Below are 24,620 nucleotides of genomic sequence, written 5' to 3' on the forward strand. Positions count from 1 at the left end.
GCACTTCGCAGGCCCCATGTTTCAAAGACGCACCGAACAGTCCTGGGTATTTGGCGCAATCTCTCTGCTGGAGGTTGTTTTCCATTCTGTTGTGCGCAGCGTTCGCTCGAAACATAGCAATGCCTTACTGGCGCTTTTGATCAATATCATGCAGGCGATGGTTTTTGTCGCCTTGTTTTATGCGATGTTCCTGATCCTGGGCATGCGCGGCGCGGCCATTCGAGGTGACTTTTTGCTCTACGTGATGTCAGGCATCTTCTTGTTCCTGACCCATACCAAAACCGTAGGCGCTGTTGCCGGTGCCGAGGGCCCTGCCAGCCCAATGATGCAACACGCGCCGATGAATACGATGGTTGCGATCCTCTCGGCCGCGCTTGGGTCCCTTTACATTCAAACCCTCTCGCTCATCATCATCCTGTTTATCTATCACGTGGCCTATACGCCGCTCCTGATCGAAGAACCAATCGCTGCCTATGGGATGGTCCTGCTAGCATGGTTGACCGGTGCAGCTGTTGGCCTTGTTTTTCTGGTGATGAAACCCTGGGCGCCAGGCTTTGTTGGTATTCTGACCACAGTTTACCAACGCGCCAATATGATTGCTTCGGGCAAGATGTTCCTTGCCAACACCCTGCCGCCTTTCATGCTCAAAATGTTTGACTGGAACCCGCTGTTCCATTGCATCGACCAAGCGCGCGGCTTTGCCTTTATCAATTACAACCCACATCACAGCAATTGGGGCTATGCGCTTTGGGTGGCGATTGCCTTGATCATGCTCGGCCTGATGGGTGAGTTTTACACCCGGCGCCATGCCTCCATCAGCTGGAGCGCCCGACGCTAGTCCAAAGCAAGCTTTTCGAAGCAGGGTAGCAAGCCGCGGTAGACTTCCTCCAATCCACCTGCGCCCTGATGGTTGGCAGTTCTATAAGCAATGAAGAGCTCCGTTCTCAACTCCAACACTGTTTCCCGTCGGCTGGCCTCTGCGGCGTCAAAAGCTGCGCTTAACGAACCGTGATACCGGTAGGCATTGAACTGTTTTGCAAAAGCCAAAACAGCCTGTCGATCATCCGGAGAAGGCAAATCCTTCCTTCGATATTCCACTTCCGTCATGTCACCACCCTCAACGTCAGATTGATCCGCCCGCCCTTGGGCAAAAGGCGAGACGATTTGTAGCGGATCCGGTCCACCCCGTGATAGGTCAGCCGCGCCTCGCCCCCCATGACAACCACATCACCGGAGTTGAGCCAGATCGATTCCGTCTTGCCACCGCGCTGTGCGCCGCCAATCCGGAACAACCCATCATCTCCCAGAGATATTGAAACCACCGGATAGGAAAAGTCTGCCTCATCCTTGTCCTGGTGCAACCCCATCTTGGCGCCTTCACCATAGTAATTCAGCAGGCAGCAATCTGGTCTGCGCTCAAGTCCGGTAAGATCGCGCCAAAGGGTCAGGATTTCACCCGGAATCTCGGGCCAGGCACTGCCGCGCGGATGCTCCGGCGCGTAACGATACCCAGAGGCATCGGAGAACCAGCCAAATTGGCCCGCAGAAGTCATCCTGACCGACATTTTGCCCCCGCCCGGCACCTCGGGTGAGAACAGCGGCGCAGCCTTCAGAATCGGGCGCAGGGCATCAATCAGCTGCCGCTGTTGCGATGGCTCTAGATAGCCCTTGTGAATTTCAAAACCGCGCAATCTCAGCAGGCTCATGCGGATTAGCTCCATCTTAACCATCTTACCTGCAAAAAAGCGCACCGAAACGCATTTTAGGGGGCGTTCAGACGCTTGCAGGGGCAATGTCTGCTCCCTATATACGCCGGGAAGCAAGAGGTGCAGTCCTCTTTGCAAAGCCATCGGGGCCAGGATGCCAAAACGGGTTCAGGCCGCGAGTAATCGCCTTGAAGAGTAAAAGGGATCGAAAATGAGCAAAGTTATCGGTATCGACCTCGGTACAACCAACTCCTGTGTCGCCATCATGGACGGCTCGCAGCCCCGCGTTATTGAAAACGCCGAGGGCGCACGCACCACCCCTTCCATCGTCGCCTTCACCGATGAAGAGCGCCTTGTGGGTCAGCCTGCCAAACGTCAGGCCGTTACCAACCCAGACAACACAGTCTTCGGCGTCAAGCGCCTGATCGGCCGCCGCAATGACGATCCTGCGGTTGCCAAAGACAAGAAGATGGTGCCCTTTGCCATCGTCAATGGCGGCAATGGCGACGCATGGGTCGAAGCCAAGGGTGAGAAATACTCCCCATCGCAGATCTCTGCTTTCACGCTGGGCAAGATGAAAGAGACCGCTGAGAGCTACCTCGGCGAGGAAGTCACCCAGGCGGTCATCACCGTTCCAGCCTATTTCAACGACGCCCAGCGTCAGGCCACCAAAGACGCCGGCAAGATCGCTGGCCTCGAAGTGCTGCGCATCATCAACGAGCCCACCGCGGCTGCGCTGGCCTATGGCCTCGACAAAGAAGACACCCAGACCATCGCGGTTTATGACCTTGGTGGTGGTACCTTCGACGTGACCATCCTGGAAATCGACGACGGCCTCTTCGAAGTGAAATCCACCAATGGCGACACCTTCCTTGGTGGTGAAGACTTTGACATGCGCATCGTCAACTACCTCGCGGATGAGTTCAAAAAGGAAAACGGCGTCGATCTGTCCAAAGACAAGATGGCACTGCAGCGTCTGAAAGAAGCCGCTGAAAAAGCCAAGATCGAGCTTTCCTCCACCTCGCAGACCGAGATCAACCAGCCGTTCATCTCGATGGACCCCTCCTCGGGCCAGCCGCTGCACATGGTGATGAAGCTGACCCGCGCCAAGCTGGAAAGCCTGGTCAACGACCTGATCAAAGCCTCGATGAAGCCCTGTGCCGCTGCTCTGAAAGATGCTGGTCTCTCCGCTTCCGACATCGATGAAGTGGTTCTGGTTGGCGGTATGACCCGGATGCCAAAGGTCATCGAAGAGGTCACCAAATTCTTCGGCAAAGAACCCCACAAGGGTGTGAACCCGGATGAGGTTGTTGCCATGGGTGCGGCCATCCAGGCCGGCGTTCTGCAGGGCGACGTGAAAGACGTTGTTCTTCTCGACGTGACCCCGCTGTCCCTGGGTATCGAAACCCTGGGTGGCGTCTTCACCCGCCTGATCGACCGCAACACCACCATTCCAACCAAGAAGTCTCAGGTCTTCTCAACCGCGGAAGACAACCAGAACGCCGTGACCATCCGCGTGTTCCAGGGTGAGCGTGAAATGGCGGCTGACAACAAGATGCTGGGCCAGTTCAACCTCGAAGACATCCCACCTGCACCACGTGGCATGCCGCAGATCGAAGTGACCTTTGACATCGACGCCAACGGTATCGTGTCGGTCGGCGCCAAAGACAAGGCGACCGGCAAGGAGCAGCAGATCACCATCCAGGCCTCTGGCGGTCTTTCCGATGATGACATCGAAAAAATGGTCAAGGACGCGGAAGACAACGCCGAAGCGGATAAGGAACGCCGCGAGCTGATCGAAGCGCGGAACCAGGCCGAAAGCCTGATCCACTCGACCGAGAAGCACATCGAAGAGCACGGCGACAAGGTGGACCCATCCACTGTCGAAGCCATCGAGCTGGCTCTGGCGGCACTGCGCGACGATCTGGAAGACGAAAAGGCCACAGCCGAGAAACTCAAGTCCGGCATTCAGAACGTGACCGAGGCCTCCATGCGTCTGGGCGAAGCCATCTACAAGGCCAGCCAGGAAGAAGCAGGCGAAGAAGAGCCTGCTGCAGCGGATGCGGGTGCAGACTCTGCGGATGACGACATCGTTGACGCTGAGTTCGAAGACCTCGACGGCGACAAACGCTAAGGTCTGACTATTGGCCGCGGCGAGCCGGTCCGGACCTCGGACCGGCTCGTTTTCGTTGAGGCAGAAGGGGTAAACCGATGTCAAAACGCGACTATTATGATGTTCTTGGCGTGGCCAAAGGGGCCAGCGCTGATGAGATCAAAAAGGGCTTTCGCAAGAAGGCCAAGGAACTGCACCCGGACCGGAACTCCGATAATCCGGACGCCGAGGCACAGTTCAAAGAGGCCAATGAGGCCTATGACGTTCTAAAAGACGCTGAGAAAAAGGCGGCCTATGACCGCTTTGGTCATGCCGCCTTTGAAAACGGCATGGGCGGCGGCGGACGTGGCCCCGGTGGTATGGGTGCCGGCGGAGGAGATTTCTCTTCGGCCTTCTCAGACGTCTTCGACGATCTTTTCGGGGACTTCATGGGCGGCCGTGGTGGGGCTGGCGGGCGTCAACGGGCGACCCGTGGTGCCGATCTGCGCTATAACCTGCGTGTCTCTTTGGAAGAGGCCTTTGCGGGCATGCACAAGACCATCAAGGTACCAACCTCGGTCTCCTGCTCCTCCTGTGACGGCTCCGGTGCGGAAGGCGGCGTCGAGCCAACAACCTGCCCGACCTGTTCCGGTATGGGCAAGGTACGGGCACAGCAAGGCTTCTTTACCGTTGAACGCACCTGCCCCACATGTTCGGGCCTGGGCCAGATCATCAAGAACCCATGCAAAAGCTGCCATGGCCATGGCCGTGTGGAAAAAGATCGCTCTCTCTCGGTGAACATCCCGGCAGGGGTAGAAACCGGAACCCGTATTCGCCTGGCTGGCGAGGGGGAGGCGGGTCTGCGTGGCGGCCCTCCGGGTGACCTCTATATCTTTGTAGAAGTCGAGGCCCATGATCTCTTTGAGCGCGAAGGCAATAACCTCTATTGCCGTGTGCCGGTCTCCATGGCCAAGGCTGCTCTTGGGGGCGCTATTGAGGTGCCGACAATTGATGGCGGACGTGGCCGCGTTCAGATCCCTGAAGGCAGCCAGTCTGGCCGCCAGATGCGTCTGCGCAGCAAAGGGATGCCCGCATTGCGCGGGGGTGGCGTAGGTGACATGTTCATCGAACTGGCGGTGGAAACACCTGTCAATCTGACCTCACGCCAGAAAGAGTTGCTACGCGAGTTTGAGGATCTTTCGGAAGAGGCCAACAACCCGGAAAGCCGCAGCTTTTTTTCCTCGGTCAAGAGCTTCTGGGATGGGATGAAAAGTTAACCTTTCCTTAATTTTCAACCCCTTACCAAAATCACACCGTTAAAAGCGCCCCCTATGGGGCGTTTTTCTTTTGCCCTGTTGCGCTCTAGCACTACCCTTAACCTACCCAAGGCTTGCCGTATTTCCCTCTGCGGCGGCTTACAGCAAGGGGCTTCGCATGACACGGCATGACAAGTTCGAGGAGGCCTCCCTCCCGCTCTTCCCTGAGGACATTCTGGATCCTGACGAAGCCCCTTCCACCCCTCTTTCCGGACCGCGACTGCCCTCTTACATCAAAGATCACCGGACCCGATTGCGTCAGCGTTTTCGCGATGGTGGGGCCGATGCGATGCCTGATTATGAGCTTCTGGAACTGGTGCTTTTTCGCTCTATCCCTCGGCAAGATGTAAAACCTCTGGCGCGCAGGTTATTGGATTGCTTTGGTGACATTGGCCGCGTGGTCGCGGCGCAGCCAGAACGACTGGCGCAGGTGCGTGGTGTAGGCGAAGCCGTCATTACGGATCTCAAGATCCTCGAAGCAGCCGCCCACCGCATGGCCCGCGCAAAGGTCATGCAGCGCCATGTGATATCCAGCTGGGAAGCCCTGTTAGATTATTGCCATACCTCCATGGCACATCGTCAGACAGAGCAATTCCGCATCCTCTTTCTGGATCGCAAGAACCGTCTGATCGCGGATGAAGAACAGGCAGAGGGCACGGTTGACCATGTGCCGGTCTACCCCCGCGAGGTGGTCAAACGCGCCCTTGAACACAATGCCTGCGCCCTGATTCTGGTGCACAATCACCCCTCCGGGGATCCGAGCCCATCGCAGTCAGATATCGAAATGACCGATCGGATTCATCGCGCCCTCCACCCGCTAGGCATTGCGCTGCATGATCATTTGATCATTGGCAGCTCTGCTGAACTGAGTTTTCGCAGCGAAGGGTTGCTCTGAACTCACCTCCTCAAGGTACGGCAGACCGCGCCGCGTCAGCGGCGCCGGGCCCAAGGCTTTGGAATTCATCTTTGATGATCCACCAAAGGCGCGGGAGCCCCCCGCTACCATGCAATAGTTCCAATACAAGAGCCCTGACATGCCTCCTGACCAGCTGCAGGCTAGTTGACCCAGACCTCGACGCGACGGTTCACCTGGCGCCCCCAGGCGCTGTTATCGCAGGCCATAGGCAGGGCTTCCCCAAAAGCCTCTACCTCAATCACCACCCGCGCCGCACTCTCCGGCTCTGCTGCCGCCAGGACCGCATCACGCACCGCTGTTGCCCGCTTCAGGGCAATCTTCCGATTGGCAGCAGCGGCCCCATCCCCATCTGAAAATCCTGCAAAAACCAGCTTGCGCCCATCATATAGACCCGTCTCCAGAGCCCGCGCCAACTGTTCTATATTGCTGCGAGACTGCGCATCGGGCCGCGCAGAGCCAGTCTCGAAACGAAATGAGGTGGTCAAACGCTGCAGATTGGCCAGCTGCCGCACCATGCGCTGCAATTCATCAACCCCAAGGTCCTTTCCAGAGGCCAGGATAGCATTGCTCAGCCGATCCCCCTGGGCATTCATACTGATGCGTTCAGGCGCCTGATCCACAAAACCCGCGCGTCGGATCACAATCTGTGCGCCAGGCCCACGGACATAGGCCAAAAAATCCCGCGCAACCTTGGGCAGGCGACGTTCGGGAAGGTAGAGGAACATAGGCGCTGTCAGCGGATAGTCCTCTGTTTTGATGGAGCGCCTATTTGCGCGCAGCGAAAACCCGCAGGTTCCGGTCAGCGTCAAGGGGCGCGCAGTGCCTGTTTTCGCATAGCTGGCAATTCCAATGGCAAAGGGATCTGTAGCCACATGCCGAACCAAAACGTCAACACGCTCATGCTGACGTATCTCCTGGGAAAGCACCTCTCGGTTCGAGCCAAGCACCCTGTCCTCAAAGGCTTGGGTAAGACCAGAGCCCGGAACCGGCAAATGCAGGGCTATCGGCGCATTTTCTCCCCCCAAAGCCTGCCAGTTTTGGATCTTTCCCGAAAAGACATCCGCAAGTTCCGGCAAAGAAATAGCGGTCACAGGATTGTCTGGTGAAACAACAGGGACCAGAGCATCTAGCGCCACAACCCGGCTACGCGAGGCTGCCGTCATATCACCCATGTTTGCCAACTGCGCCAATTTGCGCTCTGCCGGGCGGATCTCTCGCTGCGCCATGACAATATCAGCCTCTTGCGCAAGGAGGTCGGCAAAACCCTCATCCGTGTTGCTGACCAGAAAGGAGATACGTGCGGCAGGGCGATTACCTTCCCGCAAGAGCTGGTATTCAAAGCTCCCCTCGGTCAGCAGTTCCCGTCGTGTCTGGTAGCCATTGCGCAGAGCAAAGCCTTCGATCAGGGCAGGCAGGAGCACTTCTGCCATCATGGAAGAGCCGGACAGCGTCACCTCGGCGACAAAGTCTGAGAGACTGGGACATCCCGGCCCGTCACAGCTGACACCAGAGCCATCAACCGTCAGTTCGCCGAACTTGGTTTCAACGCGATAGAACTCACCGTCAAATCCCAGGATATTGCCTGAAATCTCGACGGCGCCATCCGGTGAGGAAAGCGTGACATCCTGAGCGCTAAGCGTCGTTGCCCCTGCAAAAAGAAGAAGTGCGGCGCTAACCGCCGCACGAAAACCAATCATGTTTCGCCCTGAATTCGCTGTAAATCACTTGGCGGCGATTTTCAGGTTTTCCACCAGATTATTCAACACCAGAAAGTCACCTGTCGCCGAGCAATCAGGCATTTCCAGCACAAGGTCCCGTGAAATGATACGACCAGCGGTCAAGCGAAGGCTTTGGGCAGAGATTTCGCGGCCACAGTTGATCTCGGTCACCTGCGCTTCGACACTGATTTCGATCTCACCGGCCGGAGTTTCTCCATTGCGCAGGAAACTATAGGTTTCCACCAAACGTGGTGACAGTTGGTCGGGATCGCCCAGCATCAAGACCTGCCCCAGTCCATGATCGGGAGCCTCTCGCCACAGATGCCCCTCTTCGTTGTAGTTTGCACCAAATTCCCGCGCATGAACTTCAAAACCACTGTTTCCGCGCCATTGCAGGACCACCCGATCGACCTGATCCAGATCAGGCACGTCCACAACAGCAAGAGCGCCACCCGAGACAGCTCCACTGCCTTCAGCCTCTGCGCTATCCCGGCTGCGCGCGTCCACGATGAATACCGCAGTGCGTGCCAAAGCCGGCACCTGAAGATCAAGCGCCCCCAGACCATCCAGGGTTTCCGTGAACATCATGCCCTGGTGATGGATGGTGACCCTCTCATCGCGCAAACAGGGAGCTGTGATCTGCAAAGAGACCATGGCCCCGGGCAAGGCAACAGCTTCGGCCGCCATTTCACAACCCAGCTGCACCTCAGCGCGGGAGGCAATCGAGGGGGACACAGGTTTGCTAGGGCCTTCAAGTTGCGGCAAAGCAGAGGTCAAACTGATATTGGTCAGTGACAAATCCAGCTCCCCAGGTGTTTCTGGTGTCAACTCTGCCAGATGTTCTTCCTCGTATGCGCCTCCGCCCGAGGGTGCACTGTCGGGCTGCATCACAAACCCCAAGCTCAGAGCACAGATTGCGGTGGCTGCACTTAGCATCAACATACGTTTGTTTAACATGACGCTCTCCAGAAACTGCCCAAAAGGGATTCGGGACCTCTGAATTTGAGTGGGCAAACCAGGCCTATTTATGACCCGAGGCAGGAGAGATTCAGACAATTCCCTCTATTTTGGCACGGTTTTGCCTCAAATGCAGGGCGTGCAGGGCCGTTTGGAAACAGCAGTAGCCAAAAAAAACGCCCCAGAAGTAAACTCCTGGGGCGGTGCAAAAGCTCTGATGAGCTTAGGCCAGACGACCGTGGCAATGTTTGAACTTTTTGCCCGAACCGCAGGGACATTTGTCATTGCGGGATGGGTTTCCCCAGGTCGAAGGATCATCTTCGACAAAGCCGTCAGCGGCTTCTTCCGGGTTGCCGACGGGCTCCATCGATTGCTGCGCAGCCTGCTGCATGGCGGCCTGACGTGCGGCCATTTCCATCAGCATCTGTTGTTGCTCTTCGTCAGTCATCGGGCGAACCCGGCTTAGCTGCTGTGTCACCGCTTCACGCAGGGACTCAAGCAGGCCTTCGAACAGCTGGAAGCTCTCGTTTTTGTACTCGTTGAGCGGATCGCGCTGCGCATAGCCACGGAAGCCAACGACGGAACGCAGATGCTCCAGTGTCAGCAGATGCTCGCGCCATTTTTCGTCAATGGTCTGCAGCAAAACCTGTTTTTCGATGTTGCGCATGTTTTCCACACCAAAGGCTTCGGTCTTCTCGGCCATCATCTGGTCAGAAGCAGCAACCAAGCGCTCGCTGATCTGCTCATCATCAACGCCTTCTTCTGCCGCCCATTCGGCAACTGGTGCTTCAATGCTCAACTTCTCCAGAACAGCAGCCTGCAGGCCTTCAGTGTCCCATTGGTCAGCATAGGTTTTTGGCGGCATATATGTGTCGATCAGCTCGTCGATGACCTCATGACGCATATCCGCCACGATCTCTTCGATCTCAACTGCTGCCATAATTTCGCGACGCTGCCCAAAGATCACCTTACGCTGATCATTCATCACATCGTCGAACTTCAACACCTGCTTACGCATGTCAAAGTTACGGCCCTCAACCTTGGCCTGGGCACGTTCCAAGGATTTATTGACCCAAGGGTGAATGATCGCCTCACCCTCTTTCATTCCCAGAGACGACAGGATCTTATCCAGGCGCTCGGACCCAAAGATGCGCATCAGATCATCTTCGAGGCTGAGGTAGAAGCTGGTGCGGCCGGGATCGCCCTGACGCCCCGAACGTCCGCGAAGCTGGTTATCGATACGACGGCTTTCGTGGCGCTCCGAGGCCATGACGTAGAGACCGCCAGCCTTTTTGACCGCCTCTTCGTCCTTTGCGTGTTCGGCTTCAATCCGTGCGCGCAACTCACCATGGTCGGCTTCGGGGTCAGCAGCAATTGCTTCCATCACCTTGAACTCGACGTTGCCACCCAGTTTGATATCGGTTCCACGGCCCGCCATGTTGGTCGCGATGGTAACGGCACCCAGACGGCCGGCATCCGCAACGATCTGAGCTTCTTGCTCGTGGTGACGGGCGTTCAACACATTATGTTTGATGCCAGCCTGTTGCAGCAATTGGCTAAGCAGCTCGGATTTCTCGATCGAGGTGGTACCCAGCAAAACCGGCTGCCCTTTATCATGGGCAATCTGGGTGGCTTTGACCATGGCCTGGTATTTTTCCGCAGCGGTTCGGTAAACCTTGTCGTCCTCATCCACACGGGCGATTGGCCGGTTGGTTGGAACTTCGACAACACCCAGCCCATAGATCTCTGCAAATTCTTCTGCTTCGGTCAGAGCCGTGCCAGTCATGCCTGAAAGTGTGTTGTACAGGCGGAAATAGTTCTGGAACGTCACCGAGGCCAGGGTGGTGTTTTCCGGCTGAATGTTCACCTCTTCCTTGGCTTCAATCGCCTGGTGCAAGCCGTCAGAGAGGCGTCGGCCTGCCATCATGCGACCGGTGAACTCATCGATCAGCATGACCTCGCCATCGCGGACAATATAGTCCTTGTCGCGCTGGAACAGTTTATGGGCCCGCAAGGCCTGGTTCACGTGGTGAACAACTGTGGTGCTTTCCGGATCATAGAGCGAGGCGCCTTCCTGCAGAAGGCCCTGCTCCAGCAGCTTTTGCTCAAGGAAGTCGTTGCCGTCTTCAGTGAAGGTCACGCTACGGGTCTTTTCGTCGATCTCGTAATGCTCTTCCGCCAGGAACGGGATCATCTTGTCGATGGCGACATAAAGCTCGGATCGGTCTTCCGCCGGACCAGAGATGATCAGCGGAGTTCGCGCTTCATCGATGAGGATCGAGTCGACCTCATCCACAATGGCAAAGTTGTGCTGCTTCTGGAACACCTGGTCCAGGCTGGGCTTCATGTTATCGCGAAGATAGTCAAAGCCTAGTTCATTGTTGGTGGCATAAGTGATGTCGCTTTGGTAAGCGGCCATTTTTTCATCGTCGGGCTGACCAGCCCAGATCACCCCGGTCGTCATACCAAGAGCGGCAAAGACCTTACCCATCCATTCCGCATCGCGTTTGGCCAGGTATTCATTCACGGTCACCACGTGAACGCCCTTGCCTGACAGCGCATTCAGATAGGCCGGGAAGGTCGCAACAAGGGTTTTACCCTCACCGGTTTTCATCTCTGAAATATTGCCTTGATGCAGAAAGATGCCGCCCATGAGCTGTGTATCAAAGGCACGCAGGCCCAAGGCGCGCCGCGCGCCTTCGCGCACATTGGCAAAGGCTTCGGGCAGCAGGATATCCAGACTCTCGCCGCCCAGGGCTCTTTGGCGCAGCTCTTCTGTCTTCTCTATCAGACCTTCATCGCTGAGCTTGCCGAATGTCTCTTCCAGCGCGTTGATTTTTGCAACCAACGGCCGTGTCGCCTTGATTTTGCGGTCATTCGGCGTTCCGAAAACCTTTTTGGCGAGTGTTCCGATACCCAGCATGTGCTCTCCAACAATCCTCTTATTGGCCCAGTGATCGGGCAGGCTTGCCCGCCCAGCTCGCAACCCATAAACAATGGGGGAACGGCGATCCTGCCCCAGGCCTCTTGGGGATGTAAGGGTCAGGAAAATAAGTGTCAACGCCGCCTCCCCTATGCGGCTCGGGAAAGGAAGAATTCAATGCGCAAAGGTCTCACTTTTTTGCAAGGAGCCCTTTTGGCTGCTGGCCTGGCCCTGCCCTTGCCACTCGTGGCGTCGCCACATGCCAATACCGTAATTGCAACCGTAAATGGCGAAGCGATCACATTGGGTCACATGATTATGTCCCGCGAAAACCTGCCCGAACAGTATAAACAGCTGCCGGACGATGTTCTGTTCAACGCCATCCTTGACCAGTTGGTACAGCAAACGGCGCTGAAACAGGAGTTGAACGGCGAAGTGCCGCATGATGTGCAGCTGGCGCTGGACAACGAAAGCAGAGCACAACTGGCCGCCAACGTGATTGGGCGGGTCATGCGCAGTGCCACCACCGACGAAGCCCTGCGTGCTGCCTATGAGAAAAAATACTCCAGCGGGGACGGCGGGGACGAATTTCATGCCTCTCATATCCTTGTCGAAAGCGAGGAAACCGCGCTGGACATCAAACAGGAATTAGACGCCGGAGCCGATTTCGCTGTCCTTGCCAAAGAGTATTCAACTGGCCCTTCCGGACCAAACGGCGGCGACCTTGGCTGGTTCACCCAGGGTCGTATGGTCCCCGAATTCGAAGAAGCGGTGCTGGAAATGCGCTCAGGCGAAGTTTCAGAACCGGTTCAAACTCAATTTGGCTGGCATGTTATTATGCTGAAAGAGCGCCGCAAAACCGCTGCGCCTTCTTTTGAAGAAGCACGCGGTCAGCTGGTTCAGGAGCTGCAGAACGAAGCCATCGAAGCGCGTATTAGTGCTTTGACCTCCGCTGCAGAAATCGACCGCCCTGAAATAGAGGACTTTGATCCGGCGATTCTGCGCGATCTGAGCCTGGTTAGGAACTAAAGATGTCTGGCGCTCTTCCTCGCTCCCCGCTTGCCCCTGCCTCCTTCCCCGATCTCCCAGAGATCAAGGGCCTGCGACTCTCTGCCGGTGCTGCCGGGGTTAAATATCAGGGTCGTACGGATGTGATGCTCGCGGTCATGGACCCAGGCACAACCGTTGCCGGGGTTTTCACCCGCTCCAAAACCCGTTCCGCGCCAGTGCGCGACTGCCAGGCAAAACTGGGTGGGGATCCCGTCAGTGGCACAGCTATTCTGGTTAATTCCGGAAACTCCAACGCCTTTACCGGGCATTTTGGGCAGTCATCAGTTGCAGAAATCACTGCAAAAGTCGCAACGATCACCGGGTTGCCAGAAAATAGGGTTTTTACCGCCTCGACCGGTGTCATCGGTGAGCCGCTTCCTCATGACAGGATCACAGCACAGATCGATCAGCTAAACGCCGAGCTGAGTCCAGATGCGCTTGAAGCTGCGGCACAGGCGATCATGACAACCGATACCTTTGCCAAAGGCGCCTCTGCACAGGTCACAATTGACGGAAAGACCGTTTCCATTGCAGGAATCGCCAAAGGCTCTGGCATGATCGCACCAGATATGGCCACCATGCTTGTCTATATCTTCACCGACGCAAAAGTAGAACAGAAGACATTGCAGGCCATGCTTGGCCAAATCTGCGACAAAACCTTCAACTGCATTACCGTTGACAGTGATACATCCACCTCCGACAGTCTTATGCTCTGCGCCACCGGCAGCTCCGGAGTTGAAGCCGATAGCAACCTGGAATTCGCCCTCGCCCTGGAGGGCGTGATGCTGGACCTTGCACATCAGGTCGTCAGAGACGGGGAAGGTGCCAGCAAGTTTGTAGAGATCCAGGTTACCGGAGCCCAAAGTAACGCGGATGCAAAGGTTCACGGGCTGGCCATCGCCAACTCACCCTTGGTAAAAACCGCGCTTGCGGGGGAAGATCCCAATTGGGGGCGGGTTGTTATGGCGATCGGAAAATCCGGGGCAGCAGCAGACCGCGATCTTCTGTCAATTTCCTTTGGTGACGTATTGGTCGCCGAAAACGGATGGGTCTCCCCAGACTACAAGGAAGAAGACGGGGCAGCGCAGATGAAGCAAGAAGAGATCCTGATCCGCGTCGACCTTGGTCTGGGCGATGGGAGCTGCACTGTTTGGACTTGCGATCTGACGCATCAGTATATCTCCATCAATGCGGACTACAGATCATGAAAACCGTTCTGGTTTCTGCCGTCGCGCTGATTGACGTCGAAGGACGAGTTCTTTTGGCGCAGCGACCAGAGGGAAAATCCATGGCTGGTCTCTGGGAATTCCCTGGAGGTAAGATTGAATCCGGTGAAACACCTGAAGCAGCGCTTGTTCGTGAATTGGAAGAGGAACTGGGCATCAATACTTGGGCCTCCTGCCTCGCTCCGTTAACCTTTGCCAGCCATTCCTACGACGATTTTCACCTTTTGATGCCTCTGTTTGCCTGTCGCAAATGGGAAGGCATTCCACATGCCCGTGAAAACCAGGTGCTAAAGTGGGTAAAGGCACAGGATTTGCGCGATTACCCTATGCCACCAGCAGATATCCCTTTGATTCCAATACTTCGCGACTGGTTGTAGAAACACTCAAAACAGGTCCTGAAGGCATGGAATCGATGCCTTCAGACCCCCATCAGGCAACACACAGGCAACAAAAACGAATCGGTCTGACGTCTTGGAAAGGTTTTGTTAACCATTTTGGTTAAATCTGGGTTAACTATCAGCAGCGACCTCACCCTGGTTTCAATCGAAAGGATCTGATCATGCTTCGCACTATCATAGTCAGCAAGTACATCACGGTCCAAGGCACTTTTGTACAGGCTCTCCCCAATGGGCGGATCGCAGTGCGGATTGGCAAAAAGATCTTCAAAGGACAGCCCATCAGCGCCTTCGGCTAAACACCTCTCACGTTACAAATATCAAAACCGGGGTCGGCTTGATGAACCGCCCCGGTTTTTAGTCGTGTAGTGCCCCTACACTTTGGGTTGCTTCCACACTCTTTTGCACCGGCAAAACACCTTTCGACGGGCTTACATCGCAGCCAGAAATCAGAGACCTTATCTGGGCAACGGAGAAAGCAGCGCCCCACTCAAATTGTGGCTCATCGCTTTTTCAGCCCCCCTCAAACGCCCTCGTTGAATGGTGTTTCGGAGCGTTTGGCGCCTCTTGATCTGTTGCACGACCCTCCTTCCCAATGTCAGCTCTCCTGACAGAAAAACCCCGGCCTTAAAGGCCGGGGTTTTCTCACTTTCGCATCTGACCAATGGGATTAGTCGAGTTTACGTTCAACTTCTTGACGCTCAAAGATCTCGATGACGTCACCTGCGCGGATATCATCGTAGTTCTCAAAGGCCATGCCGCATTCCTGACCGGACTGCACTTCGGCAACTTCGTCCTTGAAGCGCTTCAGTGTCTTCAGCGTGCCTTCGTGGATCACCACGTTGTCGCGCAGGAGGCGCACACCAGCAGAGCGGCGTGCAACACCTTCGGTAACCAGACAGCCGGCAACCTTGCCGACGTTGGAGACCTTGAAGACATCCTTGATCTCGGCGTAACCGATGAAGTTCTCTTTGATCTCGGCGCTCAACAGACCCGAGGCAGCCGCTTTCACGTCATCCACCAGGTCATAGATCACCGAGTAGTAGCGGATCTCCACACCCTTCTGGTTGGCGGTGTTGCGTGCCGAGGTATTGGCCCGGACGTTGAAGCCCATGACCGGCGCGCCGGAGGCTTCGGCAAGGCCGATATCGGTTTCGGTGATGGCGCCGACACCGGAGTGCAGCACCCGCACGCGGACCTCATCGTTGCCGATCTTTTCCATCGCCTGAACGATGGCTTCGGCGGAACCCTGCACGTCGGCTTTGACCAGGATCGGCAGCTCAGAGACGTTTTCGTCTTCTTTTGCCTTGGCCATCAGCTGTTCCAGAGTGGTCGCAGCACCGGCGGCGGCGCGCTTATCCTTGGCGGCCTGCTCGCGATATTCCGCGATCTCACGCGCCTGCGCTTCGGTCTCGGTGACGTTCAGAACGTCGCCCGCTTCCGGTGTGCCATTCAGGCCCAGGACCTCGACCGGCACCGAAGGACCGGCTTCCTGTACCCGCTCGCCCTTGTCGTTGATCAGCGCACGGACCTTACCGTATTGCTCACCGACAACAAAGATGTCGCCCTGGCGCAGGGTCCCGTTCTGAACCAGAACGGTGGCAACGGGGCCGCGGCCCACATCCAGCTGCGCTTCGATCACGGCACCCTGTGCTGCGCGATTCGGGTTGGCCTTCAGCTCCAGAATTTCCGATTGCAAGGCAATGGCTTCCAGCAGTTCATTCAGGCCCTGGCCGGTATGCGCAGAGACTTCAACGTCCTGGACTTCACCGGACATGGCTTCCACGATCACTTCGTGCTGCAGAAGGTCGGTACGCACCTTCATCGGGTCTGCCGCTGGCTTGTCGCATTTGTTGATCGCAACAATCATCGGAACCTCAGCCGCCTTGGCGTGGTTGATGGCTTCGATGGTCTGCGGCATGACCGCGTCATCTGCAGCAACAACCAAAACAACGATGTCCGTCACCTGCGCACCGCGTGAGCGCATCGAGGTAAAGGCCGCGTGGCCCGGCGTATCGAGGAAGCTCAGCACTGTGCCGCTTTCGGTTTTCACCTGATAGGCGCCGATATGCTGGGTAATGCCGCCAGCTTCACCTGCAACTACACGGGCGTTGCGGATCGCATCCAAGATCGAGGTCTTACCATGGTCAACGTGGCCCATGATGGTGATCACCGGTGGGCGACCAGTCAGATCCTCTTCCTTGTCTTCAGCTTCCTTGATCACATCCTCAACGTCAGAGTCGGAAACACGGACAACCTTGTGACCGAACTCTTCGATGATCAGCTCAGCAGTATCGGCATCGATGGTTTGGTTCTGTGTAACCATCATACCCATCTGCATCAGAGATTTCACAACCTCTGCAACACGTTCTGCCATACGGTTTGCCAGCTCAGAAACCAAAATGGCCTCTGGCAGCTGCACTTCGCGGATTACCTTCTCACGCTCAACCGAGCCACCCATCGCCTTTTGGCGGGCGCGCTCTTGCTTGCGCTTCATCGACGCCATCGAACGCTGACGGTTGCCGTCACCACCGGTGGCCTGACCCAGAGTCAGCTTACCAGAGCGACGTCCACCGCTATTGTCACCACGGCCTTTGCCGCGACCACGCTCTTCGCGTTCACGGTCACTCTTGCGCGGGGTTTGCTGTGGAGCAGGACGCGAGGCGCTGTTGCGGGGAGCAGACGAAGTTGCAGGCTCAGCCTTCTTCTTTTCTGCCTCAGCAGCCGCACGCTTGGCCGCTTCTTCAGCTTCGCGCTTTTTGCGTTCTTCGTCTTCAGCCTTCTGGCGCGCACGTTCTTCAGCTTCACGCTGTTCACGTTCTTTCGCCTCAGCTTCAGCACGACGGCGCGCGCGCTCTTCTTCACGCGCCTTCTCTTCTGCCTCACGCTTAGCGGCTTCTTCCGCTTCGCGGGCTTTCGCAGCCTGAAGGGCCTTTAGGCGGCGTGCCATTTCCGCATCAGTGATGCCAGCGGGCCGACGTGAACCATCAGTGGCAGGGGTGCCGCCACCTTTGTTGCCGCCCGGCTTGGGAACCACAACGCGCTTACGCTTGGTTTCCACCACGACATTCTTGGTCCGCCCATGGCTGAAACTCTGTTTCACGTTCCCTGGCCGGGAACCGCCGCGCAGACCCAAGGTCTTTTTGCCGTCACTATCGCTCATAAAGCTCTTTATCCTTCCGTGCGGCCCTTGCCGCCCACCATTTCTCGCAAACCCTGCAACCGTTGCGCCTCATCTACAACACGTTTGCTGAGTCCGCCAGAGGCGAGCGCCGCATGTATCACAGTTTGACGTCCAAAAGCCATCCCCAGCTCATCCGCTGTGAGGCAATCAATGTATTTTCCCCGGTGCGGGGTACTCAATTTCGACTTTCCGCGCCCAGAGCCATCCAGGGCCTGAATCAGGACCTGGGCTTCTTCTTTCAGCAGCCAGTCTTTGACTTTCTCATAGCCACCAATCGCATCGCCGGACTTTCTGGCAAGGCTCAGCAGGTCAACGACTCGGCGCAGGACTTGGCGCTCGACCTCTGCGACCAAATCCTCTGACACCTTGACCTGTGCCTTGAAACCACGGGCAAAGAGCTTTTTCTTTACCGCCAGCTCCAAAGCTGCGCGCGTCGCGGCGACATAAACACCCCGTCCCGGCAGCTTGCCCAGCACATCTGGCACAACCTGACCTTCAGGACCCATCACAAAACGGACCAGTCCCGATTTGGGCTGAGTTTCACCAGTCGCAATGCACTTGCGCTCTGGTCCGTCTTCGCGATTTTTGGTGGCGCCTCCGCGTCCCATGCTGTTTCTCCTACTGGAAGCCTAGTTTCAGGCTTCCCCTTCTTCCTGAGCGTCTTCGCCTTCGGCTTCTTCGCTGTCACCGATCAGCTCTTCAGGATCAACCCAGCCCAACATGATGCGCGCAGTCATGACCAGATCCTGAGCCTCTTCGAGCGACATGCCAAAGGGTTCCAGAATGCCGTCATCCTTGATCCGCTCACCGCCGTCATTAGTCCAGCCACCGGCCAATTCCCAATCCGCGCAGGTTGCAAAATCTTCCAGCGTTTTCACATCGTCCTTCGCCAATGCTTCAACCATTTGCGGCGTCAGACCGTCAAATTGGATCAGGCTGTCTTCGGCGCCCAGCGCACGGGCCGCATCGATTGCTGCCTTGGCCTGTGCCTCAAGATAGTCGCGCGCACGGGCCTGCAGTTCTTCGGCGGTACCCTCATCAACCCCATCGATAACCAGAAGCTCTTCGATTTCGACGTAGGCGACTTCTTCCAGGTTGGTGAAACCTTCGGAAACCAGAAGCTGGGCAAAGAACTCATCCAGATCCAGAGTTTCCATGAAGAGACCGGTACGCGCTTCGAATTCTTTCTGACGGCGAGCGGATTCTTCTTCCTCGGTCATGATGTCGATGTCGAGCGCAGTCAGCTGCGAGGCCAGACGCACGTTCTGGCCACGACGACCAATGGCGAGGCTCAGCTGCTCTTCAGGAACCACAACCTCGATCTTGCCCGCTTCTTCGTCCAGAACAACCTTCGAAACTTCAGCAGGCTGCAGTGCGTTCACCAGGAAGGTTGGCTGATCTTCGTTCCATGGGATGATGTCGATCTTTTCGCCCTGCAGTTCGTTCACAACGGCCTGCACGCGGGAGCCACGCATACCCACACAAGCGCCAACCGGATCGATCGAGCCATCATGGGAAATAACGGCGATCTTTGCGCGCGAACCGGGGTCACGGGCCACGGCCTTGATCTCGATGATGCCATCATAGATTTCGGGCACTTCCATCTTGAACAGCTCAGCCATGAATTCTGGCGCTGTACGGCTCAGGAAAATCTGAGGGCCACGGGGTTCACGGCGTACATCTTTGATGTAGCAACGGATCCGGTCATTGGGGCGATAGCTCTCGCGGCCAATTTTCTCGTTGCGACGCAGGATGCCTTCGCCCGCACCAACATCAACGATGACATTGCCGTATTCTTCACGCTTGACCACACCATTGATGATGGTGCCGTTGCGATCTTTGAACTCTTCGTACTGACGGTCGCGCTCTGCTTCGCGTACCTTTTGCAGAATCACCTGCTTGGCGGATTGTGCTGCGATCCGGCCCATTTCAACCGGCGGCACCTCTTCAGAGAAGACATCGCCAACTTCTGGGTTTTCCATATACTGACGCGCCTGTTCGACGGTCATTTCTGCCTGGTAGTTTTCCAGCTCATCATCCGCAACAACGGTGCGCACGCGAGTAAAGGTCGCCTTGCCGGTCTTGCGGTCGATGGTGACACGGATGTCCATCTCGCTGCCGTAGCGACTCTTGGCCGCCCGAGCGAGGCTTTCTTCCATCGCATCAACCACCAGACCGGGGTCGATCATCTTTTCACGCGCCACAGCTTCGGCGGTTTGCAGCAGCTCCAGCTGGTTTGCAGAGGTGATGGCCATTACTTCGTCTCCTCTTCGGACCCTTCATCGGTCTCGATTTCGTCGAATGCGTCTTCGTTCAATGTACCCGCCGCTTTGCGCTGGCGCAGCATTTCTTTGATCAGTTCATCGGTCAGGACCAGCTTGGCATCTGTCAGCCAGTCGAATTTCAGACCAATGGTCACGGTCTCACCCTGATCCTCGATATTGATCAGGACCTCGTCCTCTTCAGTGCCGGCCAATTCGCCCTTAAAGCGACGGCGACCGCCAACCAGTTCCTCGGTCTCCAGCTTCGCCTCATAGCCTTCGAACATGTCGAAGTCCTTCATGCGGGTCAGGGGCCGGTCGATGCCGGGGCTGGAAACCTCCAGCGAATAGGCATCCAGAATCGGATCTTCGACGTCCAGCGTCGCGCTGACGGCGTTGGAGATTTCGGCGCAGTCATCCACTTCGATGCCGCCCTCTGGCTTATCCGCCATAATCTGCAGCGTGGTGGTCTTGCCGGACATCAGCCGGATCCGCACCAGTTCAAAGCCCAGATCTTCGATCACAGGGATCAAGATCTCGGCCAGACGGCGGTCAATCGCAGCTTTGGCTATCAGGTCGTTGGTCATTCAGGTTCCCAGTATCATGCGGGCACAAAAAAACGGGCGCGCGGCCCGTTGAAACTTCCCGGTGGTGTCTTGAACCAGAGCTCAACACGCCGCTGTTGCAAGGGCATATAGGCCAGTTCCGAGAAATCCGCAAGGGGTCTTCACCGCTCGGTTGGTTATCGCTAGCCCAGCCTACCGCGAATATCCGCCGCCACAGCATCAACAAAGCCCTGATCCTGACCACCAATCACCAGATAGCCCACACCATTCTCAACCCAAGAGGCGGCTGCCATGCCTGCAAGAGACTCGCTTTGCATCGCACTATTGTCACCATTTGAGCGGGTGACACAGAAGGCAATGGGCGCGCCATCCGGGCCAATATATGCCATTTGCAACAGCGGCTTTCCCTTAAAGCCTAAGAGTTGGGCCCGCTTGAACTCCAATCCCTCCACGCTCTGCGCGGGCACAAGATCAACACTATGTGTGCTACCAAACTCCGCCAAAACCTTTGTAGTAACCTCAAGCGGCTGCGCCGCTCCGGCAACGGTTTCTGCCGTGTATAGAGATTGATAGGAGGCCACGACAGCTTTCCAACCAGGTGCTTTGACCGGCTCCGCGCCTGGCTGCAACATAAAGACTGAAAGCGCACCAAGACCAAAGGCCAAGGCAAACCCGGCCACCATTTGCATTGGCGCTTGAGTCTTTTGTGGCTCAGGAAGCAACCCTGTCGGAAGCGCGGGCGCCTGCAGTGACTGCGTGGAAAAACCTTCCTGCAGAGCCGCCAGGGGTATGTCCAAAGCCTGAAAGCGTTGCTGCAATAGAGGATCGGTCCGAAGCGCGGCTTCGATCTGCGACGCAAGTGCTGCATCAGCTTCCCCATCCAGGAAAGCCGTCAGTTCTTCATCATTGAACGCCGCTTGTGCTTCGCTCATGTGCCAGTCTCCGTTTCCCGCATGACGCCAGAGATCCGCTTGCGAGCCGCCGCAAGTCTGCTCATCACCGTGCCAATTGGAACATTCAAAATTTCGGCGGCTTCCTTGTAAGAAAAGCCCTCCACATAGACGAGCAAAACCGTGACCCGCTGGCTCTCGGGAAGCTCCCCTATTCTAGAAAACACCTGACGAGCAAAAATATTCGTTTCTGTATCCGCGCGCTGATCTGGGATTTCTGTCTCTTCCAGCGCCACCAGCCCACCGCCAGTGCGCACAGCGGTTGCGCGCAGCTCATTCAACCAAAGCCGGTGTGCGATACGAAACAACCAACGATCCAAATGGGTGCCTGGTTGATAGGAGTGATGTTTTTCCAGCGCGCGCAGACAAGCCATCTGCGCAAGATCATCGGCACGGTCACGCCTGCCAGTCTGCATCAGGCAAAACCGCCAAAGCCGCGGATAGAGCGGGCTTATCCCCTCCCGGATCTCCGCCTCTGCCGTTTTTTTGCCAAACCAGCGAATAATCCGCGCTCCTGCCGTGTTTTCCTCTCAACCGCGGCACATTGCCCGGCTTTGCACCTTGATACCCGGAAGGATACAGAATGCTCAACTCACTGTTTCGTGGCGCCACATTGGCAGCTTTGTTGTTGGCTGGTCAAACCGCCCTTGCCGCCGATTGGCAGTTGGACAATGACAGCTCTAAACTGGCTTTTGGCTCGATCAAGAAAGACAGCGTCGGAGAAGTTCACCATTTTCAGCAGCTTTCCGGCCAGGTGAGCAGTAGTGGCGTGGTTGAGATCGATATTTCCCTACCCTCGATCGAGACCTTTATCGACATACGCAACGAACGCATGATTGAGCATGTCTTCAAAGGTGCCACGGCGGCAAAACTAACTGCTCAGATAGACCTTGCCGCGCTGGAAGCCCTGCCCGCCGGCGGCACCACAGTGACAGAGATCGACGGCAAGCTGAACCTTTTGGGGCGGGACATCCCGATTGAAGCAGAGATTTTTGTCGCCCGCTTGTCGGAAACCAAAGCTCTTATAACCACCGACAACATCGTTTTTCTTGGAATTGAGGATGCAGGTTTGACCGCGGGCGTGGATACCTTGCAAAGCCTCGCCAAACTTTCCGGCATCACCCGCACAGCGCCTGTCACTGCCCGTTTTATCTTTACAGCAACAGAAGATGCCGCCCAAGCAAGCCAAGCCCAACCCACTGAGCTTGCGGTCGCCGGGGATGCAACGCTGGGCAAGAAAGTCTTTCGCAAATGCAAAGCCTGCCACAGCCTAAAGGAAGGTAAAAATGGTGCCGGTCCCAGCCTTCACGGCATCTTAGGCACAGCTTCGGCCCAGGTCCCTGGTTTCAAGTATTCAAAGGCCTTTCAGCAGGCAGATCTCACCTGGAGCGTTGAGCAACTGCAGGCCTTTATGCTGGATCCCAAAGGCATCGTGCCGGGAAACCGCATGGCATTCAAAGGTTTGAAGAAACTAGAAGAGGCTGAAAACCTCATCGCTTATCTGCAAGAACAAGGCTGAAATATCAGCACTGGATGGCCCCTAGGTCATCCACCAGCGTTCCACGATTCGACCATCATCCATAGGAGATTGCCGCCCGACGGTTGACGGAATGCCAACCTCTTTTCTGGCCACCAGCGCCATTTCTTCTTTTGAAGGATGGAACTGGAAGGCATTGCTATTGCGCAGCACCTCAGAGTGTGGGAGCGCGGCTACATCGACAAACCCTTCGATCAGCGCATCTGCACGGACCGCGGCATCAGGGATCACGATAATTTCCAAAGTGTCGGCCCAGCCCGCCTGTCCCTCTTTATAGTGGTTCACGACTTTGCTGGCCTTGAAATGACGGTCACGTTGGGAGCGCTCCTGTCGGTAACACCCCGTGCCACAAAGATAATCCTGCCCCTGATCCTTTGCGCCATTTATCAGGAATTCACTTCCGGCCAAGAGATAGGGTAAATGCGGATTGGCCTGAGTTAGGGTGATTTGCAGCTTTTGTGGATCCAGAGCCTCCACCTGCAACGGGCCTCCTTGCGCTAGGCTTAGCCCCTGCATGCGAGCAGCTGCAACCTCCGCATCAAACGGCTGCCCATCATGGAATGTAACCCCCTCACGGAGTTCAAAATCCCAGATCTTGCCACCATTGCGACTCTGCCAAGCCAAGGCCAGCTCTCCGCGCAGCAAGCCATCTGGCCCGATTTCCGTCAGCCCGTCCAGAACCGCGCGACGCACGACAAGGCCAAAGAAACCACCGTCTCGCGGCAAGGCCAGGCGCAATGCACCACCCGACTTGGGCTTTGCAGCAAGCGATGTCCCCGTTGCAGCCAAAAGCGCGGCTGCAGCACCAGAGGTAAAAAGGGCACGGCGGTCAATTCGGGTCAAGGCAGCATATCCTCAGCAATGCGATCCATCGCCTGCACCAGTTCGGCACTGATTCCAGGCTCTGACAGAGCATGCCCTGCATTGCGCACCATGATCAATTCCGCATTTGGCCACAGCTCGTTCAACTTCCAGGCAGAGCTGGGCGGGCAAATCATGTCATAGCGTCCCTGAACAATCACGCCGGGGATATGAGAGATCCGACCCATATTGGCTAGGATCTGCCCATCAAAATCCAGAAAACCGCCATTGATAAAGTAATGATTCTCCAACCGTGCAAAGGCGCGAGCATAGTCACCGGGGCTTTCAACAGAAGTGCCATTGGAGTGGATTGAAGCGAGGGCGTTCTCCCAGGCCGACCAGGCCTTACCATGTCGGACCTCCTCAGCCTTATCGCCTGAGAACAAACGCTTGTTATAGGCAGAAATCAGATCCCCACGTTCTCGATCCGGGATGAGTGAGGTGAATTTCGCCCAGGTTTCGGGCCAGAACCGCCCAGCGCCACCGCCATAGAACCAATCCAGCTCTGATTTGGTCATGAGGAAGACCCCACGCAGGATCAAATGCTTCACCCTCTCTGGGTGGGTTTGCGCATAAATCAGCGAAAGCGTGGCGCCCCAGCTGCCACCAAAAACCAGCCAGCTTTCGATCTCAAGCTGCTGACGGATCTTTTCCATATCCGCAACCAGATGCCAGGTGGTATTTTCCTTGCAGGAGGCATGTGGCACCGAACGCCCGCAGCCACGCTGATCAAAGAGAATCACCCGATAAACCTTGGGATCAAAATAGCGACGCATCGCCGGGCTGCTGCCGCCGCCGGGGCCACCGTGGCAAACCACCACAGGGATCCCACGTGGATTCCCCGATTGTTCTACATATATCTTATGGCCCTGGCCAACCTCGAGCATCCGCTGGTCAAAAGTATCAACCGGTGGATAGAGATAGTGCACTGCGCGCTTTTGATCTGAGTATTTGTCCATTAC

At 56.5% G+C, this 24,620-nt stretch carries 22 protein-coding genes; 9 read left to right on the top strand and 13 right to left on the bottom strand.

Going from position 1 to position 24,620, the window contains the following annotated elements:
* Positions 1-16: 16 nt before the first annotated feature.
* On the top strand, positions 17-838 hold the full coding sequence (locus RSK20926_RS07625) for an ABC transporter permease (RefSeq protein ID WP_008205587.1): 822 nt from the start codon (positions 17-19) through the stop codon (positions 836-838).
* On the opposite strand, the gene RSK20926_RS07630 is transcribed toward RSK20926_RS07625, so the two are convergent.
* Together RSK20926_RS07630 and RSK20926_RS07635 are read right to left on the bottom strand one after the other, a co-directional pair.
* Entirely contained in the window at positions 835-1,107 is a 273-nt protein-coding gene (locus RSK20926_RS07630; RefSeq protein ID WP_008205588.1) for a hypothetical protein, read from the bottom strand. The two genes, RSK20926_RS07625 and RSK20926_RS07630, sit on opposite strands and share 4 nt — an antisense overlap.
* Positions 1,104-1,706: an alpha-ketoglutarate-dependent dioxygenase AlkB family protein gene (locus RSK20926_RS07635; protein ID WP_037254411.1), complete on the bottom strand. Its 603-nt coding sequence runs from the start codon at positions 1,704-1,706 to the stop codon at positions 1,104-1,106. Before RSK20926_RS07635 ends, RSK20926_RS07630 begins: the two co-directional genes overlap by 4 nt.
* A gap of 211 nt (positions 1,707-1,917) precedes the next feature.
* Here RSK20926_RS07635 and dnaK point away from each other — a divergent pair, with 211 nt between their 5' ends.
* The 3 genes from dnaK (at position 1,918) to radC (ending at position 6,009) form a co-directional block, all read left to right on the top strand.
* Positions 1,918-3,840, top strand: a complete 1,923-nt coding sequence (gene dnaK, locus RSK20926_RS07640; RefSeq protein ID WP_008205591.1) for a molecular chaperone DnaK — start codon at positions 1,918-1,920, stop codon at positions 3,838-3,840.
* A gap of 77 nt (positions 3,841-3,917) precedes the next feature.
* Positions 3,918-5,075 carry a molecular chaperone DnaJ gene (gene dnaJ / locus RSK20926_RS07645; RefSeq protein WP_008205593.1) on the top strand — a complete coding sequence of 386 codons (1,158 nt, stop codon included), beginning with the start codon at positions 3,918-3,920 and terminating at the stop codon, positions 5,073-5,075.
* A gap of 157 nt (positions 5,076-5,232) precedes the next feature.
* A complete protein-coding gene (gene radC, locus RSK20926_RS07650) occupies positions 5,233-6,009 on the top strand; it encodes a RadC family protein (protein ID WP_008205594.1) in 777 nt (258 codons plus the stop codon).
* 161 nt (positions 6,010-6,170) lie between these two features.
* On the opposite strand, the gene RSK20926_RS07655 is transcribed toward radC, so the two are convergent.
* From RSK20926_RS07655 to secA, 3 genes are all read right to left on the bottom strand, one after another.
* Entirely contained in the window at positions 6,171-7,727 is a 1,557-nt protein-coding gene (locus RSK20926_RS07655; protein WP_008205595.1) for a phosphate ABC transporter substrate-binding/OmpA family protein, read from the bottom strand.
* 24 nt (positions 7,728-7,751) lie between these two features.
* Complete coding sequence (locus tag RSK20926_RS07660; protein WP_037254322.1) at positions 7,752-8,705, bottom strand: hypothetical protein; 954 nt, start codon at positions 8,703-8,705, stop codon at positions 7,752-7,754.
* Positions 8,706-8,928: 223 nt separating this feature from the next.
* Positions 8,929-11,628: a preprotein translocase subunit SecA gene (gene secA, locus RSK20926_RS07665; protein ID WP_008205598.1), complete on the bottom strand. Its 2,700-nt coding sequence runs from the start codon at positions 11,626-11,628 to the stop codon at positions 8,929-8,931.
* Between the two features lie 177 nt (positions 11,629-11,805).
* Here secA and RSK20926_RS07670 point away from each other — a divergent pair, with 177 nt between their 5' ends.
* The 4 genes from RSK20926_RS07670 to RSK20926_RS23340 all read left to right on the top strand — a co-directional run bounded on the left by RSK20926_RS07670 (position 11,806) and on the right by RSK20926_RS23340 (position 14,598).
* Complete coding sequence (locus tag RSK20926_RS07670) at positions 11,806-12,657, top strand: peptidylprolyl isomerase (RefSeq protein ID WP_008205599.1); 852 nt, start codon at positions 11,806-11,808, stop codon at positions 12,655-12,657.
* A gap of 2 nt (positions 12,658-12,659) precedes the next feature.
* Positions 12,660-13,886, top strand: coding sequence for a bifunctional glutamate N-acetyltransferase/amino-acid acetyltransferase ArgJ (argJ, locus tag RSK20926_RS07675; RefSeq protein ID WP_008205600.1), 1,227 nt, complete (start codon positions 12,660-12,662; stop codon positions 13,884-13,886).
* Positions 13,883-14,281 carry an 8-oxo-dGTP diphosphatase MutT gene (gene mutT, locus RSK20926_RS07680; protein WP_008205601.1) on the top strand — a complete coding sequence of 133 codons (399 nt, stop codon included), beginning with the start codon at positions 13,883-13,885 and terminating at the stop codon, positions 14,279-14,281. The genes argJ and mutT overlap by 4 nt, the downstream gene beginning before the upstream one ends.
* Before the next feature lie 182 nt (positions 14,282-14,463).
* The gene (locus RSK20926_RS23340) at positions 14,464-14,598 is read left to right on the top strand and encodes a hypothetical protein (protein ID WP_008205602.1); all 135 of its coding nucleotides are present in this window, start codon (positions 14,464-14,466) and stop codon (positions 14,596-14,598) included.
* 371 nt (positions 14,599-14,969) lie between these two features.
* Here the strand turns inward: RSK20926_RS23340 and infB are convergent, their stop codons facing one another.
* The 6 genes from infB to RSK20926_RS07715 form a co-directional block, all read right to left on the bottom strand.
* Positions 14,970-17,462, bottom strand: coding sequence for a translation initiation factor IF-2 (gene infB / locus RSK20926_RS07690; protein ID WP_008205603.1), 2,493 nt, complete (start codon positions 17,460-17,462; stop codon positions 14,970-14,972).
* An 8-nt stretch (positions 17,463-17,470) separates the two neighbouring features.
* On the bottom strand, positions 17,471-18,091 hold the full coding sequence (locus RSK20926_RS07695) for an RNA-binding protein (protein WP_008205604.1): 621 nt from the start codon (positions 18,089-18,091) through the stop codon (positions 17,471-17,473).
* A 27-nt stretch (positions 18,092-18,118) separates the two neighbouring features.
* The gene (gene nusA / locus RSK20926_RS07700) at positions 18,119-19,738 is read right to left on the bottom strand and encodes a transcription termination factor NusA (RefSeq protein WP_008205605.1); all 1,620 of its coding nucleotides are present in this window, start codon (positions 19,736-19,738) and stop codon (positions 18,119-18,121) included.
* The gene (rimP, locus tag RSK20926_RS07705) at positions 19,738-20,331 is read right to left on the bottom strand and encodes a ribosome maturation factor RimP (RefSeq protein WP_008205607.1); all 594 of its coding nucleotides are present in this window, start codon (positions 20,329-20,331) and stop codon (positions 19,738-19,740) included. Before rimP ends, nusA begins: the two co-directional genes overlap by 1 nt.
* 161 nt (positions 20,332-20,492) lie before the next feature.
* Positions 20,493-21,242: an anti-sigma factor family protein gene (locus RSK20926_RS07710; protein ID WP_008205608.1), complete on the bottom strand. Its 750-nt coding sequence runs from the start codon at positions 21,240-21,242 to the stop codon at positions 20,493-20,495.
* On the bottom strand, positions 21,239-21,766 hold the full coding sequence (locus tag RSK20926_RS07715) for an RNA polymerase sigma factor (protein WP_083805752.1): 528 nt from the start codon (positions 21,764-21,766) through the stop codon (positions 21,239-21,241). Before RSK20926_RS07715 ends, RSK20926_RS07710 begins: the two co-directional genes overlap by 4 nt.
* Before the next feature lie 77 nt (positions 21,767-21,843).
* Between RSK20926_RS07715 and RSK20926_RS07720 the strand changes: the two genes are divergently transcribed.
* A complete protein-coding gene (locus RSK20926_RS07720) occupies positions 21,844-22,779 on the top strand; it encodes a c-type cytochrome (protein ID WP_008205612.1) in 936 nt (311 codons plus the stop codon).
* Positions 22,780-22,800: 21 nt separating this feature from the next.
* On the opposite strand, the gene RSK20926_RS07725 is transcribed toward RSK20926_RS07720, so the two are convergent.
* Positions 22,801-23,640: an ABC transporter substrate-binding protein gene (locus tag RSK20926_RS07725; RefSeq protein ID WP_008205614.1), complete on the bottom strand. Its 840-nt coding sequence runs from the start codon at positions 23,638-23,640 to the stop codon at positions 22,801-22,803.
* The gene (pip, locus tag RSK20926_RS07730; RefSeq protein WP_008205616.1) at positions 23,637-24,617 is read right to left on the bottom strand and encodes a prolyl aminopeptidase; all 981 of its coding nucleotides are present in this window, start codon (positions 24,615-24,617) and stop codon (positions 23,637-23,639) included. Before pip ends, RSK20926_RS07725 begins: the two co-directional genes overlap by 4 nt.
* Between the last annotated feature and the right edge of the window lie 3 nt (positions 24,618-24,620).

It is taken from the genome of Roseobacter sp. SK209-2-6 (genome assembly GCF_000169455.1).
Taxonomy (GTDB): domain Bacteria; phylum Pseudomonadota; class Alphaproteobacteria; order Rhodobacterales; family Rhodobacteraceae; genus Pseudophaeobacter.

Excerpts from the sequence above, each read along its gene's own strand:
- dnaK (WP_008205591.1), top strand. The coding sequence starts at position 1,918 with ATGAGCAAAGTTATCGGTATCGACCTCGGTACAACCAACTCCTGTGTC.
- secA (WP_008205598.1), bottom strand. The coding sequence starts at position 11,628 with ATGCTGGGTATCGGAACACTCGCCAAAAAGGTTTTCGGAACGCCGAAT.
- RSK20926_RS07720 (WP_008205612.1), top strand. The coding sequence starts at position 21,844 with ATGCTCAACTCACTGTTTCGTGGCGCCACATTGGCAGCTTTGTTGTTG.
- RSK20926_RS07625 (WP_008205587.1), top strand. The coding sequence starts at position 17 with ATGTTTCAAAGACGCACCGAACAGTCCTGGGTATTTGGCGCAATCTCT.
- RSK20926_RS07630 (WP_008205588.1), bottom strand. The coding sequence starts at position 1,107 with ATGACGGAAGTGGAATATCGAAGGAAGGATTTGCCTTCTCCGGATGAT.
- dnaJ (WP_008205593.1), top strand. The coding sequence starts at position 3,918 with ATGTCAAAACGCGACTATTATGATGTTCTTGGCGTGGCCAAAGGGGCC.
- RSK20926_RS07695 (WP_008205604.1), bottom strand. The coding sequence starts at position 18,091 with ATGGGACGCGGAGGCGCCACCAAAAATCGCGAAGACGGACCAGAGCGC.
- radC (WP_008205594.1), top strand. The coding sequence starts at position 5,233 with ATGACACGGCATGACAAGTTCGAGGAGGCCTCCCTCCCGCTCTTCCCT.
- RSK20926_RS07670 (WP_008205599.1), top strand. The coding sequence starts at position 11,806 with ATGCGCAAAGGTCTCACTTTTTTGCAAGGAGCCCTTTTGGCTGCTGGC.
- pip (WP_008205616.1), bottom strand. The coding sequence starts at position 24,617 with ATGGACAAATACTCAGATCAAAAGCGCGCAGTGCACTATCTCTATCCA.
- infB (WP_008205603.1), bottom strand. The coding sequence starts at position 17,462 with ATGAGCGATAGTGACGGCAAAAAGACCTTGGGTCTGCGCGGCGGTTCC.
- RSK20926_RS07660 (WP_037254322.1), bottom strand. The coding sequence starts at position 8,705 with ATGTTAAACAAACGTATGTTGATGCTAAGTGCAGCCACCGCAATCTGT.
- rimP (WP_008205607.1), bottom strand. The coding sequence starts at position 20,331 with ATGACCAACGACCTGATAGCCAAAGCTGCGATTGACCGCCGTCTGGCC.
- RSK20926_RS07710 (WP_008205608.1), bottom strand. The coding sequence starts at position 21,242 with ATGAGCGAAGCACAAGCGGCGTTCAATGATGAAGAACTGACGGCTTTC.
- mutT (WP_008205601.1), top strand. The coding sequence starts at position 13,883 with ATGAAAACCGTTCTGGTTTCTGCCGTCGCGCTGATTGACGTCGAAGGA.
- argJ (WP_008205600.1), top strand. The coding sequence starts at position 12,660 with ATGTCTGGCGCTCTTCCTCGCTCCCCGCTTGCCCCTGCCTCCTTCCCC.
- RSK20926_RS07655 (WP_008205595.1), bottom strand. The coding sequence starts at position 7,727 with ATGATTGGTTTTCGTGCGGCGGTTAGCGCCGCACTTCTTCTTTTTGCA.
- nusA (WP_008205605.1), bottom strand. The coding sequence starts at position 19,738 with ATGGCCATCACCTCTGCAAACCAGCTGGAGCTGCTGCAAACCGCCGAA.
- RSK20926_RS23340 (WP_008205602.1), top strand. The coding sequence starts at position 14,464 with ATGCTTCGCACTATCATAGTCAGCAAGTACATCACGGTCCAAGGCACT.
- RSK20926_RS07635 (WP_037254411.1), bottom strand. The coding sequence starts at position 1,706 with ATGAGCCTGCTGAGATTGCGCGGTTTTGAAATTCACAAGGGCTATCTA.